Source organism: Desulfosoma caldarium (assembly GCF_003751385.1).
In the GTDB taxonomy this organism is placed as follows: Bacteria; Desulfobacterota; Syntrophobacteria; order Syntrophobacterales; family DSM-9756; genus Desulfosoma; species Desulfosoma caldarium.
This window is the reverse complement of the sequence record NZ_RJVA01000010.1, coordinates 272,140-296,211: the sequence shown is the minus strand read 5'-3', so window position 1 is coordinate 296,211 and position 24,072 is coordinate 272,140. Positions and strand designations below refer to the sequence as shown.

Below are 24,072 nucleotides of genomic sequence, written 5' to 3'. Positions count from 1 at the left end.
GCATGTTCATGGAAGAGCGCAGAAGCAACAGGAAGACCCGGGTCGGCACCGTGGTGAGTGACCGAATGAACAAAACGGTGGTGGTCAGTGTGGAGCGGCTGGTCAAGCATGCCAAGTATGGCAAGTACATTCGGCGCCGCAGCAAATTCAAGGCGCACGATGCGGAAAATCAGTGCCGCATAGGGGATCGTGTGTTGATTCAAGAAAGCCGTCCATTAAGCAAAACCAAGCATTGGGTGGTCGTAAAGATTTTGGTACGGGCCGCTGTCTGAAAATCCCTCGAGCACGGCGCGACGAGGCTGCGGTCGAGGAAGTTGGGTGAAGGCGGTCAAGGGAGGCCATCATGATTCAAGCGGAAACGCAGTTGAACGCCGCTGACAATTCGGGTGCAAAGCGGCTGTACTGTATCAAGGTTCTCGGTGGGACTCGAAAACGCTACGCTACGGTGGGTGACATCATCGTGGTGTCGGTCAAGGAAGCTATCCCCAATTCCAAGGTGAAAAAGGGGGATGTCATGAGGGCCGTGGTGGTGAGGACCAAAAAGGAAGTGCGACGGCCAGACGGGTCGTACATCAAGTTTGACGACAATTCGGCCGTCTTGATTAACGCCGCCAAGGAACCCATCGGAACCCGCATCTTTGGCCCTGTGGCCCGTGAGCTGCGTGCCAAGCAGTTTATGAAGATCGTCTCGCTGGCTCCCGAAGTGCTCTAGTGAGGCGGATGGGGAAGGTCGCCAATGGCTGTCAGAAAAAAGTATCATGTCAAGAAGAACGACACAGTGATGGTAATTGCCGGGAAAGAAAAGGGCAAATCGGGCAAGGTGTTGCGCATCTTGACCAAAAAAGATCGAGCGGTGGTGGAAAAGCTCAACATGGTCAAAAGGCACATGAGGCCCGGACCCCACAGTCGGCAAGGCGGAATTGTGGAAAAGGAAGCTCCCATTCACATTTCCAATCTCATGGTGATTTGCAGCAAGTGCACGGATCCGACCCGTGTGGGCTATAAGATCCTCGATGACGGGCGCAAGGCCCGCTTCTGCAAGAAGTGCGGGGAGATCATCGACGGATGACGTCCACAGCGGCGGGCGGAGTGGAGGCGTTCATGGCACGTTTGCGCGAGTTGTACGAAAAAGAAGTGGCCCTGCAATTGGCCAAAATGTTTCATTACAAAAGCCCGATGCAGATTCCAAAGCTGAGCAAAATCGTGCTCAACATGGGCCTGGGAGAGGCAATACAAAACGTTAAGATTCTGGAAACGGCTTCCGAGGAACTGGCGCAGATCAGCGGCCAAAAACCTGTGATCACGAGGGCGCGCCAGAGTATCGCGGCCTTTAAGCTGCGTAAAGGCATGCCCATCGGATGCATGGTGACCCTGCGGGGCAACCGAATGTACGAGTTCTACGACAAGCTCGTCAACATCGCCCTGCCTCGAGTGCGCGACTTTCGCGGTGTATCTGCCAAGTCCTTTGACGGGCGGGGGAACTACACCCTTGGAGTGCGGGAACATATCATTTTCCCGGAAATCGACTACGACAAGATCGACAAGATTAAGGGGCTCAACATCACCATCGTGACAACGGCGAAAACCGACGACGAAGCCCGAGAGCTGTTGGCCTTGTTGGGAATGCCGTTTCGAAAGTAAGGGGACAAGGGACAGAAGGAGGCAGCCTTGGCCAAGAAATCCATGATCGCAAAAGCCCAAAGAAAGCCGAAATTCAAGGTAAGAGCCTACAACAGATGCCCGCTCTGCGGACGGCCACGCGCTTTCCTTCGCAAATTCGGCATGTGCCGCATTTGCTTTCGCAATATGGCCCTCAACGGCGAACTTCCCGGCGTCGTCAAATCCAGTTGGTAGGACCCGGAACGAGAAGGAGTGAACCTGTATGGTGATGACGGATCCCATTGCCGACTTTCTCAATCGCATCAAGAACGCCCACAGGGCGCGCCACGATAAGGTGGATGTCCCCGCGTCGCGCATGAAGGTGGAGCTGGCGCGCATCCTCAAGGAAGAAGGCTACATCAAGCATTTTAAGCTCATCAAGGACAACAAGCAGGGCGTGTTGAGAATCCATCTGAAATATGGGCCGGACCGCGAGGCGGCCATTCGTGACATGCGCCGCATCAGCAAGCCCAGCCGGCGAATCTATGTGGGATGCAAAGAAATGCCGAGGGTTCTCAACGGCCTGGGCGTCGCCATATTGTCCACTTCTCGCGGCATTCTCACCGACAAGCAGGCACGGCGAGAGGGTGTGGGTGGCGAACTGATCTGTAGCGTGTGGTAAAGAGCCAAAGGAGTCCCAAGATGTCGCGTATCGGCAAAAACCCCATCCCCATTCCCAAAGGGGTGGACGTGACCCTTCAGGGGGATGTGGTCGTTGTCAAGGGCCTGAAAGGGCAGTTGGAAAGGCGGGTGCCCTCGGAAGTGACCGTGTCGGTGGAAGACGGCCACATTGTGGTGCGCCGCAAGAGCGATCAACGTCGAGCCAGAGCCATGCATGGCCTCACGAGGGTCTTGCTCCACAATATGGTCACGGGCGTCAGCCAGGGCTTCACCAAGGTGTTGGAAATTCACGGGGTGGGTTACCGCTGCGATGTAAGCAAAAATGTGCTGACCTTTACCCTGGGTCATTCGCATCCGATTAGCTTTCCTCTGGCTCAAGGAGTGAGCGCTTCAGTAGAAAAGCAGACGGTGATTCGCCTGGAGGCCGTGGACAAGGAACTGCTCGGGCAGACGGCGGCCAACATTAAGGCTTTGCGTCCGGTGGAGCCGTACAAAGGCAAAGGTATTCGATACGCCGATCAATGGGTCCGGCGAAAGGCCGGTAAGACGGGCGCAAAGAAGAAATAGGAGAAGGACGACCTATGGGTTCCAAAACGAATCCCAGCGTTGTGGCGCGCCTGAAACGTAAACGGCGCATTCGCAGAAAGGTGCACGGGACGCCAGAGCGCCCGCGACTGACGGTTTACAAAAGCCTGAAGCATATATATGCCCAGATCATCGACGACACCAGGGGCGTGACGCTGGCGGCCGCGTCGACCCTCTCGCCTGAATTCAAGGCCTTAGGTCCCGTGGAAGGTAAGGTGGGGGCGGCGGAAAAAGTCGGTCAGATCGTTGCCAAGAAAGCCTTGGACAGGGGCGTCACCAAGGTGGTCTTTGACCGAAATGGATTCATCTACCATGGAAGAATCCGCGCCGTGGCGGATGGAGCGCGGGCGGCAGGGCTAGAATTTTGACCTTTATTGGCGGGCAAGGAGGCATATCTTGGCACCTCTCGATTCACAAGACATTCAGTACATCGATAAGATCGTCCATATCAGCCGAGTGGCCAAAGTGGTCAAGGGCGGGCGGCGGTTTTCGTTCAGCGCCCTAGTCATCGTCGGCGATGGCAATGGGCGCGTGGGTTTTGCTTTGGGCAAGGCGAACGAAGTGCCGGAGGCCATTCGTAAGGGTCTAGAAGGGGCGAAAAGAAACATGTTTGAGGTGCCCTTGATGGACGGGACATTGCCCCATGAAGTCTTGGGCAAATTTGGAGCTTCCTCCGTTGTGTTGAAGCCGGCCTCTCCGGGTACAGGAGTCATTGCGGGGGGGGCCGTGCGGGCCATCATGGAAGCCGCCGGTGTGACGGATGTGCTCACCAAGTGTGTGGGATCCCGCAACCCGCACAATGTTGTCAAAGCGACCATCGCTGGTCTCAAAGCCCTGCGCAGTCCCGAGCAAATTGCCAAAACACGAGGTGTGGATGTGATGGAGGTGAAAGCTCAAGGAGCCGGGAGGTGATCCATGGCGAAAATGATACGCGTTAAGCTGGTGCGTAGCCCTATCGGCAGGCCGGAGAAGCACCGTAAAATTCTCCAGGCCTTGGGGCTCACGCGACTGCAAAGGGAAGTGACGCTTCCCGCGATTCCACAGGTCGTGGGAGCCGTGCGAAAGGTCAACCATCTGGTCCAGGTGACGGAAGCCTAAGCTGGACCGGTCGGACACACAGGTGAAGGCTATGCGATTGAACGAACTGAAACCTGCAGCGGGATCCCGAAAAGACAGAAAACGGATCGGTCGAGGGGCTGGATCAGGCCATGGAAAGACTGCCGGAAAGGGCCATAAGGGCCAAAAAGCACGGGCCGGAGGTGGCGTGGTGCCGTGGTTTGAAGGCGGCCAGATGCCCTTGCAGCGTCGGGTTCCCAAGAGGGGATTTCGTAATCCGTTTCGGAAGGTTTATGCGGTGGTCAACGTAGGGGATCTGCAACGATTTGAGCCCGGAACCACCGTGGGCCCCGAGGAACTGGCGCGAACGGGTCTTGCCAAGAAAAAGGCTTGCGGCATCAAGCTTCTCGCTGACGGCGAACTTAAAAAGGCCCTTTCGGTTCGCGTCCACAAAGCCAGCGCGGCGGCCGTGGCGAAGGTAGAAGCGGCCGGAGGTCGTGTAGAAATCCTAAGCTGAGAGGATCAAGCGGGTGCTCACGGGTTTTCAAAATATCGGAAAAATCCCCGAACTGAAAAAGCGCATCGGTACCACACTGGTACTTTTGGCCGTATACCGCATCGGCGTGCATGTGCCGACGCCGGGCATCAATCGGGAAGCCTTGGCGGCTTTTTTTGCTGCGGCCCAAGGTACGCTGTTGGGGCTGTTCAACATGTTTTCCGGCGGCGCCATGAATCAGCTGTCGGTTTTTTCGCTGGGGATCATGCCCTACATTAGCGCCTCGATCATTCTGCAGCTGTTGACTGTAGTGATTCCCCATTTGGAGCGGCTGAGCAAGGAAGGCGAGGCCGGGCGAAAGAAGATCACGCAGTACACGCGATATGGCACGGTGGTGCTCAGCATCATTCAGGGCTTTGGCATCGCTTTCGGTCTCGAGGGCATGACCGGACCTGGTGGTGAACCCGTGGTCCTGGCTCCGGGCTGGGGATTTCGCCTCATCACCGTGATCACTCTAACGGCCGGCACGGCTTTTATCATGTGGCTAGGTGAGCAGATCACGGAGCGGGGCATCGGCAACGGTATTTCGCTCATCATTTTTGCAGGCATCGTGGCCGGCATGCCCGGTGCCATGGGTAACACGCTGCGCCTCATGCAAACGGGGGAAATGAGTGCCTTTAAGGCTCTGGTCCTTTTGGTCATCATGGTGGCTGTGGTGGCCGTGATCGTCTACGTTGAGCGCGCCCAGCGCCGGATTCCCGTGCAGTACGCCAAAAGGGTCGTGGGAAGGCGAATGTACGGAGGACAAACCACCCATTTGCCGCTCAAGATCAATACGTCGGGCGTCATTCCACCCATCTTCGCCTCGTCTATTATTATGTTTCCGGCTACGGTGGCCAATTTCATTCAGATTCCTTGGATGCAAAAAATCGCGCAGTTGCTCATGCCGGGCCACTGGCTTTATTTGGTGCTTTATGTGGGGTTCATCATCTTTTTTTGCTATTTTTACACTGCCATCGTCTTCAATCCCGTGGATGTGGCCGACAACATGAAAAAGTATGGAGGCTTCATACCAGGGATTCGTCCAGGGCGATCCACTGCGGAATACATTGATCGCGTACTCAGCCGCATAACTTTGGGTGGAGCCATCTACGTGTCCATTGTGTGCGTGCTCCCCACGATCTTTATTCAGAACTTCAACGTGCCATTTTATTTCGGCGGGACAGCCTTGCTCATTGTGGTTGGGGTTGCCATGGACACCGTGGGACAGATCGAAGCCCACATGCTTACCCGGCACTATGAAGGCTTTCTCAAATCCGGACGCATTCGAGGGCGACGATAGAGACGGAAGATCAGGGGGCGCTGCGCCTTATGGCCCAACGTTGTGGGTCGTCGTGATCTTGAAAGAGTCGACGCAACGATGGTGAGGCTGAAAGACAGGGAGGGAGACGATGAACATCATTTTGCTGGGACCACCGGGTGCTGGAAAAGGAACGCAAGCCAAGCGCATGATCGAACGCTACGGCATTCCGCAAATTTCCACTGGGGACATGTTGCGGGCTGCCCTCAAAGCCGGAACGCCCCTGGGTCTTGAGGCCAAAAAGTATATGGATCAAGGAGCGTTGGTTCCCGACTCGGTGGTTGTAGGTCTTGTGAAGGACCGCATTCAGCAAGAAGACTGCAAAAAGGGCTACATGCTGGACGGGTTTCCGCGCAACGTCAGCCAGGCCGAAACTCTTGACGGCATGCTTAAGGAATTGGGGCAAGGGATCGATCATGTGGTCTGCATTGATGTGCCGGACCAGGAACTCATTCAGCGCCTTACAGGGCGACGGACGTGCCGCGAGTGCGGTGCCGGCTTTCATGTGATGTTTGATCCACCAAAGAAAGAGGGCGTATGCGACAAGTGTGGAGGCCAACTCTATCAGAGAGACGATGACAACGAAGCCACCGTGACATCCCGGCTGAAGGTATATGCCGATCAGACCAAGCCGCTCATCGATTACTACGAAAAACAGGGCAAACTGCGAAAGATCAACGGCGTGGGCTCCATTGACGAGATTTTTGACCGCATCAAGGCCGTGCTGGGTTAGAGGGCACTTTGATCATTCTCAAGACCCAAGAAGAGGTTGAGAAAATAAGAAAAGCCTGCCTCATTGTGGCCGAGGTGCTGGAGCGGCTTCGGGAGGTGGTTGTGCCCGGGGTGAGCACGTGGGATTTAAATGCCATCAGTGAGGAGGAAGCACAAAAGCGTGGAGCCGTGCCGGCCTTCAAAGGCTATCACGGCTTCCCTTATGCGCTGTGCACTTCGGTCAATGAAGAAGTGGTGCATGGCATACCGAGCAAGACGCGCATTTTGCAGGAGGGCGACATCGTCAGCGTGGATTTCGGTGTGGTTGTGGACGGGTTCTACGGAGATGCGGCGGTGACGCTTCCCGTGGGCACCATATCGAAGGAGGCGCAACGATTATGCCGCGTGACGCGGGAAGCTCTGGACCGAGCCATCGCTCAAGCCGTGGTGGGTCATCGGTTGTCGGACATTTCCCACGCGGTGCAGGCCCATGTGGAACCTTTTGGCTACTCGGTGGTGCGCGAATTCGTGGGGCACGGCATCGGGAGAAACCTTCATGAAAGCCCCCAGATTCCTAACTTTGGCCCTCCAGGGCGAGGCGTGAAGCTCAAAGCCGGTATGGTGTTTGCCATCGAGCCGATGATCAACGAGGGGGTTGCAGACATTCGCATTTTGGAAGATCGATGGACGGCGGTGACGGCCGATGGAAAGCTTTCGGCTCACTTTGAACACACCGTGGCCGTGACGAAAAACGGACCGGACGTGTTGTCTCTATTGAAGTAAATGGTCTTTACATAGGCAGAAAGACCTTATACAATAGCGTGCTTTCGTGGGCGTGGTGAAAACGTGACCTAAATTGAGGAATGGTGCATGGTAAAGGAAGAAGCGATTGAGGTGGAAGGCACGGTCATCGAGCCTTTACCCAATGCCATGTTTCGTGTTGAGTTGGAAAACGGCCATCGAGTCCTTGCGCATATTTCCGGTAAGATGCGTATGCACTTCATTCGCATTTTACCGGGGGACAAGGTGACGGTGGAACTATCCCCATACGACCTGACTCGAGGGCGCATTATTTTCAGAGCCAAAAGCTGACGGGTTGGGGTGCGCTGGGCGAAAGGGAGTGAATCATGAAAGTGCGGGCGTCAGTGAAAGTCATCTGCCGAAAATGCAAAATCATTCGTCGGCACGGCCAGGTGCGCGTCATCTGCGAGAACCCGAAGCACAAACAGCGTCAAGGCTAACTGGAGGAAAAAGCATTGGCACGGATTGCAGGCATTGACCTACCCAGAAACAAGCGCATGGAAATCGCCCTGACGTATATCTATGGAATCGGGCGGACGACGGCGTCCAAGATCCTGGAAGAGGCAAAGGTGGATCCCGGAACAAAGTCCGATGACTTGACGGAGGAACAGATCACGGCCATCCGTCGCGTCATCGACACTCAGTACAAGGTGGAAGGGGATCTGCGCGCGGAAGTGTCCATGAATATTAAGCGCCTCATGGATCTGGGTTGCTATCGAGGGCTGAGGCACCGCCGCGGACTTCCCGTCAGAGGGCAGCGCACCCATACGAATGCTCGGACGCGCAAGGGTCCACGTCGATCGGTCATCGGCAAACGTAAGAAGTAGGAAAGTGGAGGCACCATGGCACGTGGCAGAGGTGGTCCGCGAAAGAAAAAAGAGCGGAAAAACGTTCAAAACGGTATTGCGCATATTCGTTCAACCTTTAACAACACCATCGTGACCATCACGGACATGAGTGGCAACACCCTTTCGTGGGCCAGTGGTGGCAACCAAGGGTTCAAGGGATCGCGCAAGAGCACGCCTTTTGCCGCCCAGATGGCCGCTCAGGCTGCGGCCAAGGCGGCGATGGAACACGGCTTGCAAAACGTGGAGGTCTACGTGAAGGGGCCGGGATCGGGCCGTGAGGCGGCTCTGCGGGCGTTGCAGGCGGCCGGATTAAATGTGACGGTCATTCGGGACGTGACGCCCATTCCTCACAACGGATGTCGGCCGCCCAAGCGTCGCCGAGTGTAAGCAGCGAGATGATCAAGGAGGCCTGAGGGCTTCGGTATATAGAAGGAGGAATCGGTCTTGGCGCGATACACAGGTCCGCAATGCCGGCTGTGCCGGCGGGAAAGCATGAAATTGTACCTCAAATGGGACCGGTGCTATTCGGACAAGTGCGCCTTTGAACGGCGCAATTACGCTCCGGGTCAACACGGGCAGCGCCGCGGTAAACTTTCGGACTACGGCGTGCAGCTTCGTGAGAAGCAAAAGATTAAGAGAACGTACGGTCTCCTAGAAAAGCAGTTCAAGGCCTACTTTAAGGAAGCCGATCGGCAAAAAGGGGTGACCGGGACGAACTTCCTGATCCTGCTGGAGCGCCGTCTGGACAACACGGTATATCGTCTGGGCTTTGCCAACTCGCGTTCTCAGGCCCGTCAGCTGGTGCGGCACAATCACTTCCTCGTCAACGGGCGAAAGGTGAACATACCTTCCTATCTCCTGCGGCCCGGTGATGTGATCAGTGTGCGGGAAAAGAGCCGCTCTTTGGGAGTGATCAACGAAGCGCTGGATGCCCTGCCGCGACGCGGTCTCGTTCCATGGTTGGAGTTGGAAAAGGAAGCGTATCGAGGCACGATGAGAAGCCTTCCGACGCGAGAAGAAATGCCGCTGCCGGTGCAAGAGCACCTGGTGGTTGAATTTTACTCGAAGTAACAAGGAAGATAGACTTGAATGCAGGGCAGAGGGTCCGCCTTGCCTTATGGCGGAGGCCTCTGTCCGTTTTTGAGGCCGTGAGGTGAAGCCCATCACGTTCACGGGTCGGCCGAAGGTATGAGGGCGGGTATGGAGAAAAACTGGCGCGAATTGATTCGACCGAAACCCCTGGTGGTAGAGCCCGGGGAAGACCCGAACTGCTATGCCAAATTCATCTGTGAACCGCTGGAGCGAGGTTTCGGGACGACTCTAGGAAATGCGCTGCGACGGGTGCTGCTGTCGTCTCTGAGAGGCGCGGCCATTACGTCCGTAAAGATCGACGGTGTGCTTCATGAATTTTCCTCAGCCCCCGGGGTTGTGGAGGATGTGACGGACATCATCTTAAATCTCAAGGAAGTGCGCCTGCGTTTGAACGGGGACGGTCCCAAGCGTGTGGTTCTGGAAAAAGCCGGAGAAGGTCCCGTAACGGCTGGCGACATTCGAACGGACTCCTCGGTGACCATTCTCAACCCGGACAAACACATCTGCACCCTGGCGCGAGACGGTAAAGTGCGCATGGAGCTTGTGGTGGACGAAGGCAAGGGTTACGAGCCTGCCGAATGGGGTCCGGAAAAGGTGGAAACCATTGGCACGATCCCCATCGACGCGATTTTTAGCCCGGTGCGCAAGGTAAGCTACAACGTCAGCCAGGCTCGCGTGGGGCAGCGCACCGACTATGATAAACTGACCATGGAAATCTGGACCGACGGTAGTGTCACACCCGAGGATGCCCTGGCCGTGGCGGCCAAGATTCTTAAAGACCAGCTCAGTGTCTTCGTGAATTTTGAGGACTATGAGGCTCCGGCGTTTGCGGAAGAGGAAGCTGAGGAGCCCACCTTCAACGAAAATCTGTTTCGCAGCGTAGATGAGCTGGAACTGTCGGTGCGCAGTGCCAACTGTCTGAAAAGCGCCGACATTCGCTACATCGGCGAGTTGGTGCAAAAGACCGAAGCGGAAATGCTTCGAACCAAGAACTTCGGTCGCAAGTCACTCAATGAGATCAAAGAGATTCTTCAGGAGATGGGCTTGACGCTGGGGATGAAACTGGACAACTTTCCGAGTCGGGAAGAGATCGAACAGAGAAGAAAGGAAGAGGAATAGCCATGCGCCACAGGAAATCGGGTCGGAAGCTCAACCGAACTTCCAGCCACCGAACGGCCATGTTTCGCAATATGGTTACCTCGCTTTTGGAACACGAACGCATTGTGACGACCATTCCGAAGGCCAAGGAAATTCGGCGATGGGCTGAAGCCATGATCACGCTGGGTAAGCGCGGGGACCTGCACGCCAGGCGGCAGGCTTTGGCCGTGATTCGCGCCAAGGGCGTGGTGCATAAACTCTTTGCAGAACTGGGGCCGCGGTACCAGGCACGTCAAGGTGGTTACACGCGCATCGTGAAGATGGGATTTCGAAAAGGCGACGGCGCGCCCATGTGTCTCATCGAGCTGACGGGAGCCGAAATCAAGACAACGCCCAAAAAGAAGACACAATCCGAAGAGCCGACCGCGGCGCAGCGTTAGTGGTCTTGAGAGGCCCGTTGGCGGAGTGCAAGGAGGGCGAAACCGTGCAAGGGGTGAGCGGCATAAGCGGCCGTGGACCGTGTGGTCTCGGGAACTAGGCGCCGAGTCCTGTGGCTCGTAAGGTGCATGGCCGTGGAGAGAGGCGGTGGTCGCGCGGCTCGAAAGCGTCCGCTGAGCGCCTGGAGAAAACATAGCTGCATGGAGCTTCTTGCCGCCAGAAACATGGCATGAAGGCCCTCCGCAGTTATCTGGGCTACATCCATGGAAATCAAAGGACAGCCCGGCGCCCTAGGCGACGGGCTGCTTTTTTATGCCGAGTGGAAGGGATTCTGGTAAAAGGGGCAACGGCTACAGGTGAAGCCCGTCCAGAGAGCCTTGGCGGCCTGATCCAAGCAGTCGTCGTAATGAGTACAGTCAAAGAAACGCACCCCTCGACCCTCTCGGCACGCCACAGGATGCGGCACGGCCTTCAGGGATTTCGAAGCGATGGGCGCTTTGGGCTGTGAAATGGTTTTGGTTCTCGGCATATACAACCTCCTTGGCCGCATAAGGTGTCAGCGCATACTATGCTTAATCACGGGCGCGCGGAAAGCAAGGGCCCCTCTAAAGTCGTGGCGTCCACGATGAGGTGATGGCATGAAGGCGGTTAGGCAGCGTCTCAGAAGGATTCGCAACATCGGTATCATCGCCCATATCGACGCCGGAAAAACCACGGTGAGCGAGCGCATTCTGTACTACACAGGGCGATCCCACAAGATCGGCGAAGTCCATGAAGGCACGGCCATCATGGATTGGATGGAACAGGAACAGCAACGCGGCATCACCATCACGTCTGCCGTGACCACCTGTGAATGGAAGGGATACCAGATTCAGCTCATCGACACTCCCGGCCATGTGGACTTCACCATCGAGGTGGAGAGATCCTTGCGTGTTCTCGACGGCGCTATTGCCGTGTTTTGCGCCGTGGGCGGCGTAGAACCACAGTCGGAAACCGTCTGGAGGCAGGCGGACAAGTACAGGGTGCCCAAGATTGCTTTCGTCAATAAGATGGACCGTATCGGCGCCGATTTCTATCAGGTCCTGGAACAGATGAAAGAAAAGCTTCAAGCAACGCCCATCCCCGTGCAGATTCCCATGGGGCGAGAGTCCGATTTTCGCGGCGTGGTGGACCTCCTTCGCATGCGCCAGATTGTCTGGAAGGATGAAACCCTTGGCGCGGAATACACCTATGGGCCTGTGGAGCCGCAGTTTTTGGATGCTGCCATGGAAGCGCGGGACGAATTGGTGGCCAAGGTGGCCGAATGGGACGACGGCGTCATGGAAAAATACCTGGAGGGAGAGGAGGTCGCTCCGGAAGAGATTGAACGTGTGCTGAGGCGTCTGACCTTAAATCTGGACGCCGTGCCCGTCTTGTGCGGGGCGGCTTTGCGGAACAAGGGTATTCAGCCCCTTTTGGATGCCGTGGTCCAATTTCTTCCGTGCCCTCTGGATATTCCGCCGGTTGAAGGCGTCGATCCCATCACGCAGGAGAGGGTGCAACGCTTGGCTGACGACAGCGAGCCTCTGGCAGCCTTGGCTTTCAAGATCTTTATGGATCAAGGACGCAAGCTCACCTATGCGCGCATTTACTCGGGTCGATTGCGCGCCGGTGATGCGATCTATAATGCGCGGCAAAAGACGCGTGAGAAGTTGTCTCGCATTTTTCGCATGCATGCCAACAAGCGGGAGCGGCTTGAAGAAGCCGGGGCCGGAACCATTGTGGCCTTGATGGGCCTCAAATCGGCCGCCACGGGTGACACGCTTTGCGATGAAAAACATCCGATTTTGCTTGAGCCCATAGAGATCTATGAGCCCGTCATGGCCGTGGCCGTGGAGCCGAAGACGCGCACGGACCAGGAAAAGCTTCCCGATGCTCTGGCCAAGCTGGCCGATGAGGACCCCACATTTCGCTATAAGGAAGACCCGGACACGGGGCAGCTGGTCATTCGCGGCATGGGAGAGCTGCACCTAGAAATTCTGATTAACCGCCTGGAACGGGATTATGCCGTGGGCGTCAATGCCGGCAAGCCTCAGGTCGTCTATCGCGAAACCATTCAGAAACCTGCTTTGGGCCGCGGCCTGTTTGACCGAGACATTGGTGGAAGCAAGCATTTTGCCGCGGTGGAGGTGCGTGTGGAGCCCAGGGAGCGGGGGAAGGGAAACCGGGTGGAGCATCGAGTGCGGGATGGTTCCATTCCCGAAATTTGGTGGCCCGCCGTGGAAGAGGGGATCATGGACGCCTTAACCAGCGGAGAACTCATGGGATATCCCGTGGTGGATGTGGACGTGGCGGTCATCGGAGGAGAACATCGAGAGGGCCTGTCCACAGATTTGGCTTACCGCGTGGCGGCCGGCATGGCCTTTCGGGATGCCTTTTCGAAAGGGGAGCCCTTGTTGTTGGAGCCGTACATGCGAGTGGAGGTGCTGACCCCGGACGAGTTTCTCGGGGAGGTAATTGGAGACCTCAACTTGCGCAAGGCACGCATCGAAGGCATCACGGCCAAGAGGGGCGTTCAGATAGTGGAAGCAACCGTCGCCCTGTCCAAAATGTTCGGATATTCCACGGCGCTGCGATCGGCTAGTCAAGGGCGGGCAACCTTTACCATGCAGTTTTTCCGCTATGATGCGCTAAGTTCTTAAAAAGCCGTTGCCTTCAGAGATGGCTCGTGATAAACAGAACCGCTTAAGAGCATGACGGCAGGCTCACGACGTGTAGCTCTCCCCGCGGCGTGCCGGACGCCGTCGGGAACGATTCCAACGAAAACCCCGTAAGGGTTTTTTTGTTGCTGAAAGGCAGGTGAAATCTGAATGACCGAACCGGAGGCTACGGAGAGTTTTGAAAAAAAGATCCGCAAACTGCGCAAGGACTTTCAAAAGAATGTGCAGCCCGTCCTGCGGCGACACAATTACTACCTCTCCAAAGGGGAGCGCCGCCGGATAAAGCGGAAAAAAGCCATCAAAAGGATTCAGCGCCGAATGCGGCGTCTACAGGGCCTGTGAGAAGTCCCTGGGATGGTTCTATGGGCGCCAAGATGTTCAGAGGGGCCCTCGAGGCGGCCCCCGGTCGATGAGCCTGCAGTTTGCCATAAAAAAACCCCGGACGAAGGCCGGGGTTTTTTTGTTCCGGTGCCCTGTTGGGCCTTTTCCGCGATGTGGTTTTTTGTGAACGGGAGGCCTCTTTCCCCAGGGCCCTTGCTCACGAGCGGTGTGAAGGGCAACCCTCAGTGGGTTGGCTGAACGGAGCCAAGCCGCGGACAAGACGCCGGCGGCTCGGTTGTTATCTAAAAAGATGATGCCCCTAGTGGGGTGGGCCCTAAATTTTTCCTAGAATACCGCGGGAAATGACAAGCCGCATGATTTCGTTGGTGCCTTCGTAGATCTGGGTGATTTTGGCATCGCGCATGTGGCGTTCCATGGGGTATTCTTTGCAATAGCCGTAACCACCCAGAATCTGAACGCCCTCCATAGCGGCCCACATGGCCGTGTCGGAGGCGTACATCTTGGCCATGGCGGCTTCCTTCTCATAGCCCCGATTGTTCTGTTCCAACCACGCCGCTCGAAGTGTCAGCAACTCCGCTGCATCCAACTGAGTGGCCATATCTGCCAGCTTCCACTGAATGGCCTGGAAGGAAGCGATGGGTCGACCGAACTGTTCCCGAGTCTTGCTGTAGGCGATGGCTTCTTCCAGGACGGCTCGTCCGATGCCGATGGCTTGGGCGGCGATGCCGATACGGCCGCCGTCCAGGGTAGTGAGCATTTGCTTGAAACCTTCGCCTTCCTTTCCAAGAAGGTTTTCTTTGGGAATGCGCGCATCTTCAAAAATGAGTTCTGCCGTTCCCGAGGCGTTGATGCCCATCTTTTCTTCCACGCGGCCCACACGGAATCCCGGCGTGTTGTGCAGATCTACCAGAAAGGAGCTGATGCCTTTGTAGCCCTTCTCTTTATCGGTGACGGCCGCCAAAACGCAGTAGCGGGCCACGTTCCCATTGGTGATGAACTTCTTTTCACCGTTGATGACCCATTCGTTGCCGTCGAGGACCGCGGTGGTGCGCATGCGGGCCGGATCGGACCCCGCGCCGGCTTCCGTAAGTCCGTAACAGCCCAAGTATTCACCGCTGGCCACCGGCGTCAAGAACTGCTGTTTCTGCTCTTCCGTGCCATAGGTGTAGACCGGGAAATTGTACAGGCTGTTACACACACTCATGATGACGCCGCAGGAGGCGCACGCCTTGGAAATTTCAATCATGGCCAGCACGTAACAGATGTAGTCCATGCCTGCGCCCCCGTATTCGGGCGGAATGGTAATGCCCATAAGGCCCAGTTCACCCATCTTCTTGACGATCTCTTCGGGATGGCGATGCGTGCGGTCCAGTTCGGCGGCGATCGGCGCGATTTCCCTTTCTGCAAACTTGCGCGCCATGTCTTGAATCATTTTTTGCTCTTCGGTGAGTTCAAAATGCATGGTCCTGTTCCTCCCGGATCACTTTAGGCGATGAAAGAGCCCTTGAAGTTGGGTTTTCTTTTTTCCAAAAAGGCCAAAGCCCCTTCCTTGGCGTCTTCACTGGCGAAACACAGGCCAAAGGCTTCAACTTCCAGGCTGCACCCGGCCCTGAGGTCTGCGTCCACACCCCGGTCAATGACAAACTTGATGGCCCGCAGAGCCAAAGCGCTTTTGGACGCCAAGGTCTTGGCCGTCTTGAGGGTTTCGTCCACAAGGGTTTCGGCGGGAAAGACCTTGGCCACCAGTCCCCATTGCAAAGCCGTGGCGGCGTCGATCATTTCCCCTGTCATGCACAGCTCCTTGGCCTTGGCGCGTCCCACGAGCCGTGCCAGACGTTGTGTGCCACCAAAGCCGGGAATGATGCCCAGATTGATTTCCGGCTGGCCGAACTTGGCTTTTTCCGAGGCGTAAATGAAATCGCAACTCATGGCCAATTCCAGTCCCCCGCCTAATGCGAACCCGTTGACGCACGCGATCGTGGGTTTGGGTAGCTCCTCCAGGGCAAAAAAGACGTCTTGACCTTTCTGAGCGAAAAGGCGGGCCTGCAAAGCATTCATCTTGGGAAACTCACCGATGTCTGCTCCGGCCACAAAAGCCTTTTCTCCGGCTCCCGTCAAGACCAGAACGCGCAACCCGTCGTCTTCGCGCACTTGATCGATGGCGCGCTTGAGTTCATCGAGGGTTGCGGGGTTCAGGGCGTTAAGAGACTTGGGACGGTTGACGGTCACAAGGGCCACATGATCGTGCACGTCAAAAAGAATGTTCTGAAATGCCATGGTAGAACCTTTCCTTTGCGAAGGTTAACGTTCAATGGTCAAGGCACAGCCCTGGCCGCCGCCGATACACAATGTGGCCAACCCCCTACGCGCCTGACGCCGTTTCATTTCGTAAAGGAGGGTCGTCAGAATGCGCGCGCCGGAAGCACCGATGGGATGCCCCAAAGCGATAGCTCCACCGTTGACGTTGACGATGTCCGGATTCCATTCCATGGCCTTGTTTACGGCTAAAGCCTGGGCCGCAAAGGCTTCGTTGGCTTCAACCAAGTCCAACTGCGCCACAGACCAACCGGCTTTCTTTAAAGCCTTGCGACTGGCGGGGATGGGGCCCGTTCCCATCATGGCGGGATCGACGCCGGCCGACGCGTAAGAGCGGATGAGGCCTAAAGGTGTGAGTCCCAAGGAGGCCGCTTTTTTCTCGGACATGACAACGAGAATGGCCGCTCCGTCATTGATTCCGGAGGCGTTGCCCGCCGTCACCGTTCCGTCCTTTTTAAAAGCGGGTGGAAGCTTCGCCAAGGCTTCAAGGGTTGTTCCAAATCGTGGGTGTTCGTCCGTATCAAACACCATGGGATCGCCTTTGCGCTGGGGAATTATTACGGGAACGATTTCCTCCTTAAAGCGACCTTCCTTGATGGCGGCTTCAGCCTTGGTCTGGCTAGCCAGGGCAAACCGGTCTTGTGCCTCTCGGCTGATCCCGTAATGAGCGGCCACGTTTTCCGCCGTGATGCCCATGTGGTAATTGTTAAAGATATCCCATAAGCCGTCGTGAATCATGAGATCCAATATCTGCCCGTGGCCCATGCGGTGGCCCCAACGAGCTTGGGTGAGGGCATACGGAGAGGCGCTCATGTTTTCGATGCCGCCGGCCACGACCACCTCGGCGTCTCCCAGGGCCACGGCCTGGGCCGCGAGGATTACGGACTTCAAGCCTGAAGCGCACACTTTATTAATGGTGTACGCAGGAACCTCATGGGGAATGCCGGCATGCACGGCCACTTGGCGCGCGGGGTTTTGTCCCTGAGCTGCTTGAAGGACGTTGCCCAAAATGACTTCGTCCACCTGCTCAGGAACAAGCGCGACCCGTGCCAGAGCTTCCTTTAGGGCGATGACACCCAGCTGCACGGCGGGAATATTCGCGAGCGATTTTCCAAAAGAACCAATCGGGGTTCGAACGGCACTGACGATGACAGCATGTTCCATGAACACCTCCCGAGCGTGGCGTCGCCGCGGCTTGGCGCCTGGCCAAGAACCGCAGCATATCACTGATGTGCAAACCTAACTTACCTTATCCCATATACGGGATGCCTTTGAGGTTGTCAAACGCAAGAACGCTCCCGTGGACAATGACATTCGAGGCGCTTCGGGCGCTGCGCACGGCGACCTTTGGGCACGAGGAGCCGTCTAGATTTAGCCGACGCCGCTGGCGATGTGGTACGCCGCCAGACTTACCCCGCCCTCGATGAGCACGGCCGTAAAGAGGCGGCCCCGGGTGTCCAAAGGACGAAACTCTGTGTTGCCGACGGTGCTGCGCGTGATGGCGGTCATGTAGAGCGCTTTCACGAACGTGGAGCCGCACGAGTAATATAGCCAGGGAGGTCTAAGGCGACGGCGGCCAGGAATGAAGCCAGGATCACCAGAACTCCACGACTCGTGATGGCATGTCCTTGGGGCATGGAAAGCTTTGCCGAGAGGTCGCATCCCCCCTCTCTGGCGGCCTCGACGGGCGGGCGTCCGAAGCTGGCCCGCGCCGTCACGCGGCTCGCGGCCCCAAGAAAAAAGGCCGCCTTCGCAGGCGGCCCTGTATCCTCTGGGGTGAGTGATCGGACTCGAACCGACAGCCTCTGGGGCCACAACCCAGTGCTCTGACCTCTTGAGCTACACCCACCACAACATCTTACCTTTTGAAAAACGTTCGTTTCCTACCATGAACGCCACGGCGCGAGCAAGAAAAAATTTTTTCGACTCGGGACCTCAAGTTTTGGCCGCCACATGCCGATCCCTTGTGTGTCACGCAAACATCACAAGCACTTGGCCGGGATAGGCAAGCCAAAGGGCAGTGATGGAGAAGCCCCTGGGCGTCTTGGTCGGTGGCAAGGATAGAGAAAAGCTTCCATTCAGGGCACGGACGCATTGAACATGACAAGGAGGAGAACGATGAGCATGATGACGGCCAAAGCTGAGGAGGAGAGAAAGGATCGCGAGGGCAAGTACTTGACGTTTTCTTTGGGTGGGGAAGAGTACGGCATCGGCATTCTAAAAGTCAAAGAAATCATCGGCATGATGCCCATCACCCCTGTTCCCCAAACTCCGGACTACGTCAAAGGGGTCATCAACCTTCGAGGTAAGGTGATTCCGGTGATCGACCTGCGGCTCAAGTTCGGTATGGAAAGCATGGACTACAACGAACGCACCTGCATTATTGTGGTGGAAGCGTCAGGATTGGCGGCCGGGCGCGTCATGATGGGTCTCGTGGTGGATTCCGTTTCCGAAGTGGTCAACATTAAGGAGGAAGATATTGAGGACACTCCCACCTTTGGCACACGCCTTGCCGCGGAATACATTCTCGGCATGGCCAAGGCAGGAGAAAATGTGAAGATCCTCTTGGACATTGACCGCGTGCTCACAAGCCAAGAGATGAGCGTTCTGGAAAAGGTGGCTTAAACCCAAGCGTTTGTGAAGGAGAGGAAAATGTTCATGCGAACATGGACACTGAGGGGAAAACTTCTTGCTGTTGGTGCTATGGTGGTTTTTTTGAGTCTTGTGACCTCGGGATACCTTTCGACGAGGCAGGCGGCCTCCGGGCTGAGAGAAAACGCCGAACAGGCAACCATTGCTCAAACTAAAGGGCTGGCCCAGATAGTAGCTGACGCGCTGGATCGGGAGAAATGGTCGGCTCGAGCTCTTGCGAGTCTCGATACCTTGCAGGCGGCCATAGAAAAAATTTCTGAGCAGGGGGTGGACACCGCTCGTGAGGAGATTGAGGCGCTAAACCGGGAATTGCTCAGCCTGCTCACCAATATCGGTCGCCATTATGAAGGGGTTTTTGTCTCGGATGCCTTCGGAACGCTATACGCTGGAACCACGCCCGACGGAAATACGGAAGTCTATAAGGGGGTCAAAATCGCCGAACGACCCTATTTTCAAAAGGCTAAAGCCGCCGGGGAAGTGGTCATCGGCGAGCCGGTCATATCCAAGGTTTCCAATCAGCCTGTGGTGGTCGCGGCGGTGCCGCTCAAGGGCCGAAACGGCTCCTTTCAAGGTGTGCTTGGGCTGACCGTCAACATTGACTATCTCATTGAGACCCTGAGCAAGACCAAGGTGGGAAAAACCGGCTACGCCTACATGGTGGACCGACAAGGCCTAATCATTTCCCATCCGAACAAGGAGTTCATTCTCAAGCTCGATCTCACCAAGACCCCGGGCCTGGAAAATCTGGCCAGGGCCATGGCCTCTGGATCGGTGGGCGTGGTGGACTACGTCTTCAAGGGCGAAAAAAAGATTTCCGGCTACGCTCCTGTGGGCGTCAACGGATGGATGGTCGGAGCGACCCAACCGGTGTCGGAATTCCTCGAGCCGGTGCACCGTCAGGTGAAGGGCATGCTCATTATCGGCATGGCGGCCATCTTCATCACCTTGGGTGTGTTTTATGTGTTTTCCCAAAGGCTCACCACGCCCATTATGGAATCGGTGACGGGGCTCAGGGAAGGCGCCGAGCAGGTGGCATCGGCAGCGTCCCAGGTATCTGGGGCCAGTCAGCAACTGGCCGAAGGATCCAGCGAACAGGCGGCATCGCTGGAAGAAACGTCCTCGGCGCTGGAAGAGATGGCGTCCATGACCCGCCAGAACGCCGACAACGCCAGTCAGGCGGACGCCATTGTCAAAGCGGCCTTGCGCGATATTCAGGAAGCGCAACGGTCCATGGAAGCCTTAACCCAGTCCATGAAACAAATCGCTTCGGCCAGTGAAGAGACGCAAAAGATCATCAAAACCATTGATGAAATCGCCTTTCAAACCAACCTGCTGGCCCTCAATGCGGCCGTGGAGGCGGCCCGGGCCGGGGAGGCCGGAGCGGGGTTTGCTGTTGTGGCCGATGAAGTGCGCAATCTGGCGATGCGCGCCGCTGAGGCCGCTCGAACCACGGCCCAGCTCATTGAAGATACGGTCAACAAGGTGCATCAGGGCGATCGTGCGCTTGGAGAAGCCAATAATGCCTTTAGCCAAGTTGCCCAAGGGTCAGGCCGAATCGGGGAACTGATGGGAGAGATCGCCGCGGCCTCCGGCGAACAGGCGGAAGGTATCGACCAGGTGAACCGTGCCGTGGCGGAAATGGACAAGGTGGTGCAGAGAAATGCCGCGAATGCGGAGGAATCGGCTTCGGCGGCGGAGGAATTGAACGCCCAGGCCGAGCAGATGCGCCAATACGTGACGCGCCTGGCCGCATTGGTCGGGGCGAACGGCCAAGACTGGAGGTTTCGGATCGGGAAGAGGCGCCGAGAACCCGCCGAAACGGCACGTGTTTTTCATGAAAAGACAAGGACCTCAGCAGATCACACGCCGCGCACACCATCCGTGACCGGGTCAAAGGCGGGCAACGGAAAAGGTCCAATAAGTTCACCCAAGACGTCAAAGCCGCAAAAGCCCGAAGAGCTCATCCCGTTTGATGAAGACTTCGGCGATTTCTAAGGGGGTCGGTCCAAAAAGGGATTAGTCTTAAGGGCTCGGACGGCCTCCAAGAAGCCGTCCGAGAAAACCCTCTGTGTTTCGATAGTCGAAGCGGCGCATGGCGCGATGCCATTTCGCGACGTGCGCTGCTTCGACGGACGACTTTCCCGATGCGCAGCCTTCGGCCTATGCGGTCTCGCCACATGCGCCCCTTCCATAATGGACACAGATTTCTCATAAAGAGTGAGATTCTGAGCCGAAAAGCTGCGCGAGGACGGCATGAAGCATGTCCACGGAAAAGGGTTTCGTCAGGACGCCGTGAATGCTCAGAGATCTTTTGATCTCGGGGGAAACGTCTTGAGGGTTTCCAGAACAGAGCACAGCAGGCACCTGGTTGCCATATTCTCTGATCTTCGCAAGGAATTCCAAGCCTGTCATGTGCGGCATGGTTTGATCCACAAGGATGAGATCAAAGGGTGGAGTCTCGGGCGATGCCAGAAGTTCGATGGCGTCCTGGGCGGAGGCCGCCGCCGTCACATGATGGGCCTCCGCTGTGAGCAGATCCGTTAGAACCTCACGAACCATCTCCTCATCATCCACCACCAGAATCCTTTTCGACGCGACGCGTATACGGTTCTTATCCATCACAGGGTCTGTGCGAGCCGCTGCGCCCTTAGGCAAATAGACACGAAAGGTGGTCCCCTTGCCCGGCTCGCTGTGCACGTCGATGCCCCCTTTGTGGGTTCGAACAATGCCGTGGACCACGGACAAGCCCAAACCCGTTCCTTCTCCCAAAGGTTTGGTGGTAAAAAAGGGCTCAAAGATGCGGTCCAGAAGGTCCGGCGGAATACCCGGCCCGGTGTCCGTGACACTCAGGCACAGATACATGCCCGGGGCCACACCCAGCGCTTGGGCCAAACGTGGCTCCGACAAGTCCTCTTCTCGTAGCGACACACTTAGAAGACCGTGGGCATCGCGCATGGCGTAGGCGGCATTGGTGCCCAAGTTCATGATCACTTGGTGCAACTGCGTCGCATCGCCAAAGACCAGATCATCGGTGACGTCCAGGTGCGTTTCCATGCGAATCGTGGCCGGCAACGAGCCGCGCAACAATTGCAACGCTTCTTGAACCACGCTCTTTAAGCGCACACTTTGGAACGGGCGATCCTCGCTTCGACTGAAGGTGAGGATTTGGCGCACCATGTCCGAAGCTCGCTGAGAGGCCTGAAGAATTCTTTCCAGCGGCCGATGCACTTTTTCATTTTGGGCCAACCTCATGGCCATTTGGGCATTTCCCAAAATGATCATAAGGATGTTGTTGAAATCGTGGGCGATACCGCCGGCCAGCGTGCCGATGGCCTGCAGCTTTTGTGTCTGCCGAAGCCGCCTCTCCAGCTGCTGCTCCTCGGTGACATCCCGTTTGACATAGACGATGTATTTCAGCTCCCCGTCCTCATCCTTAATGGGTGTGATGCTCGTTCTTGTCTCAATCTCAGCCCCGGACGCCGTCCGATTAACCAGCAAGCCTTTCCAGGTTTGTCCGTGCCGCAAAGCTTGTTCCACTTGGGCGTAGGCCCACTGACTTTGTGACGTTCCCACAAGAGATCTCATGTCCTGTCCGATCACCGCTTTGGGATCATAGCCGAAAACGGTCTCAAAGGCCGGATTGGCATAGACGACACGGCGATCCTTGTCTGTGATAATAATGGGTTCGGGCACCTGTTCAATGGCCGTCATGAAACGCCGTCGGCTTTCTTCGGCCGTCTTGCGCTGGGTGACGTCAAAGAAAGTGAGCAACAAGACGTCCTCAGGACCCACACGTGTTGCACGGAAATAGGTTTCCACCCTCACCGTGCGGCCGTCCGGGCGCCGCAGATCCGCCTCCAGTGGACCTTCCGCAGCATCCGTCTCGCTAAGGCACCCAGGAAAAGGGCCGGACATGTCTTTTAAAGGAGGCTCCGAGGTTTCGTTGTGCCCAGGCGTCATCAACGGGGATGAGCTTTGACGGCCTGCGCGGCTGTTCCAGGTTGCCTCCATGGAGTCGCTGACGGAGCGCTTGAATGCCATCACCTGCTGCAGCGTCAAGGTTTTGAGCTCTTGGGGTTCGTAGCCCATGATGAAAAGCGCCGCCGGATTGGCAAACAAGAACCGACCGCCGGCATCGAGGGTCACAATGCCTATGGGTAGGGTTTCCACAAGCTCTTGGTACCGCTCCTCGGACGCCTTCAGTTTTTCTTCGGCTCGCTCGGCAAAGCGCCGTTGCAGCTCCAGGAAACTTCGAAGCATGGTATTAAAGGAGGCTGCAAATGTGCGAAACTCCCAGAAAGGAATCTTTTCCTCCTCAATGAAATGCGGGGACGGGTTGCTTGCCAGTTGTTCGGTGTGGTGGAGTAAGGATTGCAAAGGGTCATGCATGCGCCGGTAGATAAGAAACCCCACCAAACATGTGGCGCCAAGAACCACAAGAAAAAGCAATCCAAAGGTCTGCAGCAACGTGAAAAAACGTTGCGACAGCGGCTCCAGGGAGAAGGCCGCATGAAGTCCAAATTCGGTCTTCCTCAGAGGTAAAGTGGTATAACTGGGCTTTGTCGAAAGTTTTAGTAAAGACAAAGGGCCTATTTTGTCTCTTTGAATAAACCTTCCAGAGATCTCGTTCCCGGTCAGAACATCTACAAAGTTGAATCCCTTCCAAAAGCCCAGCACCGGAGCTGTTCCTGGGCGGTAAAGGGACCCGAATCTGCTGTCGCCTTGGATGTTGTAGATCAACAGGGCGGTCCCCAGTAGCTCGTTCTTTCGCTGAATGGGCCATGTGGCCACAAACAGGCAATGATTAGAAAGAAAAAACGGAAAGATCTTGGGCCCAAAGGCGAAAAAGGACGAGACGTGTTCTTCAGAAAGTTGAAGGCTTACCATGTCTCCGTCTTGCGGCATGCCATAAACACGCCCCGTTTCAGCGTCCTGGACGAAGATGTGAATCCCGCTGCCCTTTGGGGTGTAATGCTGACGGAGATGCTCGTCGATTTGTTGGGATAGCCCGAGCATCAAGGACACTCGAAGAGCATTGTTCATGGCGCACGAGCGGAGTCTGTCCATCGCAAAGTTGAGGCGCTCTTGGAGGCTGAGCTGGATTTGGGCCGTCTCCATATCGAGGCTTCGTTGGAACTCTTGGGTGTACGAACGAGTGAGTATCAGGTAGATCCAGCCGAGAAGAAGAGCCATAGAAACGGTTTCAAAGGCAAGAAGACTCAGAAGGACAAACCGGCTGTAACGGGGGACCGATGTTCGAGCCATGGCGGGAGAATCCTTTGCCTGAGAATGGATCGG

General features: G+C 56.4%; 31 protein-coding genes and 1 tRNA gene. 25 read left to right on the top strand and 7 right to left on the bottom strand.

Annotation, left to right across the window (positions count from 1 at the left end; translation table 11 throughout):
• The first annotated feature begins 8 nt into the window (after positions 1-8).
• The 21 genes from rpsQ (at position 9) to rplQ (ending at position 10,767) form a co-directional block, all read left to right on the top strand.
• Complete coding sequence (gene rpsQ / locus EDC27_RS04560) at positions 9-272, top strand: 30S ribosomal protein S17 (RefSeq protein ID WP_123289676.1); 264 nt, start codon at positions 9-11, stop codon at positions 270-272.
• A 71-nt stretch (positions 273-343) separates the two neighbouring features.
• Positions 344-712 (top strand): 50S ribosomal protein L14, encoded by a 369-nt coding sequence (gene rplN / locus EDC27_RS04555; RefSeq protein WP_123289428.1) that lies wholly within the window; start codon positions 344-346, stop codon positions 710-712.
• A 24-nt stretch (positions 713-736) separates the two neighbouring features.
• On the top strand, positions 737-1,069 hold the full coding sequence (gene rplX / locus EDC27_RS04550) for a 50S ribosomal protein L24 (protein WP_123289427.1): 333 nt from the start codon (positions 737-739) through the stop codon (positions 1,067-1,069).
• Positions 1,070-1,101: 32 nt separating this feature from the next.
• On the top strand, positions 1,102-1,641 hold the full coding sequence (gene rplE / locus EDC27_RS04545; RefSeq protein WP_123289675.1) for a 50S ribosomal protein L5: 540 nt from the start codon (positions 1,102-1,104) through the stop codon (positions 1,639-1,641).
• 27 nt (positions 1,642-1,668) lie between these two features.
• Positions 1,669-1,854 (top strand): type Z 30S ribosomal protein S14, encoded by a 186-nt coding sequence (locus EDC27_RS04540; RefSeq protein WP_123289426.1) that lies wholly within the window; start codon positions 1,669-1,671, stop codon positions 1,852-1,854.
• Positions 1,855-1,882: 28 nt separating this feature from the next.
• On the top strand, positions 1,883-2,281 hold the full coding sequence (gene rpsH / locus EDC27_RS04535) for a 30S ribosomal protein S8 (protein WP_123289425.1): 399 nt from the start codon (positions 1,883-1,885) through the stop codon (positions 2,279-2,281).
• A 20-nt stretch (positions 2,282-2,301) separates the two neighbouring features.
• On the top strand, positions 2,302-2,847 hold the full coding sequence (rplF, locus tag EDC27_RS04530) for a 50S ribosomal protein L6 (protein ID WP_123289424.1): 546 nt from the start codon (positions 2,302-2,304) through the stop codon (positions 2,845-2,847).
• 14 nt (positions 2,848-2,861) lie between these two features.
• Positions 2,862-3,233, top strand: a complete 372-nt coding sequence (gene rplR, locus EDC27_RS04525; protein WP_123289423.1) for a 50S ribosomal protein L18 — start codon at positions 2,862-2,864, stop codon at positions 3,231-3,233.
• Between the two features lie 25 nt (positions 3,234-3,258).
• A complete protein-coding gene (rpsE, locus tag EDC27_RS04520) occupies positions 3,259-3,777 on the top strand; it encodes a 30S ribosomal protein S5 (RefSeq protein WP_407923342.1) in 519 nt (172 codons plus the stop codon).
• 3 nt (positions 3,778-3,780) lie between these two features.
• Positions 3,781-3,963 carry a 50S ribosomal protein L30 gene (gene rpmD, locus EDC27_RS04515; RefSeq protein WP_123289421.1) on the top strand — a complete coding sequence of 61 codons (183 nt, stop codon included), beginning with the start codon at positions 3,781-3,783 and terminating at the stop codon, positions 3,961-3,963.
• Positions 3,964-3,994: 31 nt separating this feature from the next.
• The gene (gene rplO, locus EDC27_RS04510) at positions 3,995-4,438 is read left to right on the top strand and encodes a 50S ribosomal protein L15 (protein WP_123289420.1); all 444 of its coding nucleotides are present in this window, start codon (positions 3,995-3,997) and stop codon (positions 4,436-4,438) included.
• Positions 4,439-4,451: 13 nt separating this feature from the next.
• Positions 4,452-5,759 carry a preprotein translocase subunit SecY gene (gene secY, locus EDC27_RS04505; protein ID WP_123289419.1) on the top strand — a complete coding sequence of 436 codons (1,308 nt, stop codon included), beginning with the start codon at positions 4,452-4,454 and terminating at the stop codon, positions 5,757-5,759.
• Between the two features lie 109 nt (positions 5,760-5,868).
• The gene (locus EDC27_RS04500; protein ID WP_123289418.1) at positions 5,869-6,510 is read left to right on the top strand and encodes an adenylate kinase; all 642 of its coding nucleotides are present in this window, start codon (positions 5,869-5,871) and stop codon (positions 6,508-6,510) included.
• 8 nt (positions 6,511-6,518) lie between these two features.
• Positions 6,519-7,271: a type I methionyl aminopeptidase gene (gene map, locus EDC27_RS04495; protein WP_123289417.1), complete on the top strand. Its 753-nt coding sequence runs from the start codon at positions 6,519-6,521 to the stop codon at positions 7,269-7,271.
• Positions 7,272-7,358: 87 nt separating this feature from the next.
• A complete protein-coding gene (gene infA / locus EDC27_RS04490) occupies positions 7,359-7,580 on the top strand; it encodes a translation initiation factor IF-1 (protein WP_123289416.1) in 222 nt (73 codons plus the stop codon).
• Positions 7,581-7,615: 35 nt separating this feature from the next.
• Positions 7,616-7,729 (top strand): 50S ribosomal protein L36, encoded by a 114-nt coding sequence (rpmJ, locus tag EDC27_RS04485; RefSeq protein WP_123289415.1) that lies wholly within the window; start codon positions 7,616-7,618, stop codon positions 7,727-7,729.
• Positions 7,730-7,744: 15 nt separating this feature from the next.
• Positions 7,745-8,116: a 30S ribosomal protein S13 gene (rpsM, locus tag EDC27_RS04480; RefSeq protein ID WP_123289414.1), complete on the top strand. Its 372-nt coding sequence runs from the start codon at positions 7,745-7,747 to the stop codon at positions 8,114-8,116.
• Between the two features lie 15 nt (positions 8,117-8,131).
• Positions 8,132-8,524: a 30S ribosomal protein S11 gene (gene rpsK, locus EDC27_RS04475; RefSeq protein ID WP_123289413.1), complete on the top strand. Its 393-nt coding sequence runs from the start codon at positions 8,132-8,134 to the stop codon at positions 8,522-8,524.
• A gap of 57 nt (positions 8,525-8,581) precedes the next feature.
• A complete protein-coding gene (rpsD, locus tag EDC27_RS04470) occupies positions 8,582-9,208 on the top strand; it encodes a 30S ribosomal protein S4 (RefSeq protein ID WP_123289412.1) in 627 nt (208 codons plus the stop codon).
• A 129-nt stretch (positions 9,209-9,337) separates the two neighbouring features.
• On the top strand, positions 9,338-10,348 hold the full coding sequence (locus EDC27_RS04465) for a DNA-directed RNA polymerase subunit alpha (protein ID WP_123289411.1): 1,011 nt from the start codon (positions 9,338-9,340) through the stop codon (positions 10,346-10,348).
• A gap of 2 nt (positions 10,349-10,350) precedes the next feature.
• A complete protein-coding gene (rplQ, locus tag EDC27_RS04460; protein WP_123289410.1) occupies positions 10,351-10,767 on the top strand; it encodes a 50S ribosomal protein L17 in 417 nt (138 codons plus the stop codon).
• 308 nt (positions 10,768-11,075) lie between these two features.
• Here the strand turns inward: rplQ and EDC27_RS04455 are convergent, their stop codons facing one another.
• Complete coding sequence (locus tag EDC27_RS04455; RefSeq protein WP_123289409.1) at positions 11,076-11,294, bottom strand: hypothetical protein; 219 nt, start codon at positions 11,292-11,294, stop codon at positions 11,076-11,078.
• 109 nt (positions 11,295-11,403) lie between these two features.
• Here EDC27_RS04455 and fusA point away from each other — a divergent pair, with 109 nt between their 5' ends.
• On the top strand, positions 11,404-13,446 hold the full coding sequence (fusA, locus tag EDC27_RS04450) for an elongation factor G (RefSeq protein WP_123289408.1): 2,043 nt from the start codon (positions 11,404-11,406) through the stop codon (positions 13,444-13,446).
• A 168-nt stretch (positions 13,447-13,614) separates the two neighbouring features.
• Complete coding sequence (rpsU, locus tag EDC27_RS04445) at positions 13,615-13,806, top strand: 30S ribosomal protein S21 (protein WP_123289407.1); 192 nt, start codon at positions 13,615-13,617, stop codon at positions 13,804-13,806.
• Between the two features lie 313 nt (positions 13,807-14,119).
• Here the strand turns inward: rpsU and EDC27_RS04440 are convergent, their stop codons facing one another.
• The 5 genes from EDC27_RS04440 to EDC27_RS04420 all read right to left on the bottom strand — a co-directional run bounded on the left by EDC27_RS04440 (position 14,120) and on the right by EDC27_RS04420 (position 17,971).
• Entirely contained in the window at positions 14,120-15,268 is a 1,149-nt protein-coding gene (locus tag EDC27_RS04440) for an acyl-CoA dehydrogenase (RefSeq protein ID WP_123289406.1), read from the bottom strand.
• Positions 15,269-15,291: 23 nt separating this feature from the next.
• Positions 15,292-16,083, bottom strand: coding sequence for an enoyl-CoA hydratase/isomerase family protein (locus EDC27_RS04435; RefSeq protein ID WP_123289405.1), 792 nt, complete (start codon positions 16,081-16,083; stop codon positions 15,292-15,294).
• A 24-nt stretch (positions 16,084-16,107) separates the two neighbouring features.
• Complete coding sequence (locus EDC27_RS04430) at positions 16,108-17,286, bottom strand: acetyl-CoA C-acetyltransferase (RefSeq protein ID WP_123289404.1); 1,179 nt, start codon at positions 17,284-17,286, stop codon at positions 16,108-16,110.
• A gap of 207 nt (positions 17,287-17,493) precedes the next feature.
• Positions 17,494-17,784: a potassium channel family protein gene (locus EDC27_RS16700; RefSeq protein WP_123289403.1), complete on the bottom strand. Its 291-nt coding sequence runs from the start codon at positions 17,782-17,784 to the stop codon at positions 17,494-17,496.
• Between the two features lie 110 nt (positions 17,785-17,894).
• A tRNA-His gene (locus EDC27_RS04420) sits at positions 17,895-17,971 on the bottom strand.
• Between the two features lie 269 nt (positions 17,972-18,240).
• Between EDC27_RS04420 and EDC27_RS04415 the strand changes: the two genes are divergently transcribed.
• Positions 18,241-18,747, top strand: a complete 507-nt coding sequence (locus EDC27_RS04415) for a chemotaxis protein CheW (protein ID WP_123289402.1) — start codon at positions 18,241-18,243, stop codon at positions 18,745-18,747.
• Positions 18,748-18,774: 27 nt separating this feature from the next.
• Positions 18,775-20,769, top strand: coding sequence for a methyl-accepting chemotaxis protein (locus EDC27_RS15925; protein ID WP_170161588.1), 1,995 nt, complete (start codon positions 18,775-18,777; stop codon positions 20,767-20,769).
• Between the two features lie 213 nt (positions 20,770-20,982).
• Here the strand turns inward: EDC27_RS15925 and EDC27_RS04405 are convergent, their stop codons facing one another.
• Positions 20,983-24,039 carry a PAS domain S-box protein gene (locus EDC27_RS04405; RefSeq protein ID WP_123289401.1) on the bottom strand — a complete coding sequence of 1,019 codons (3,057 nt, stop codon included), beginning with the start codon at positions 24,037-24,039 and terminating at the stop codon, positions 20,983-20,985.
• Positions 24,040-24,072: the final 33 nt, after the last annotated feature.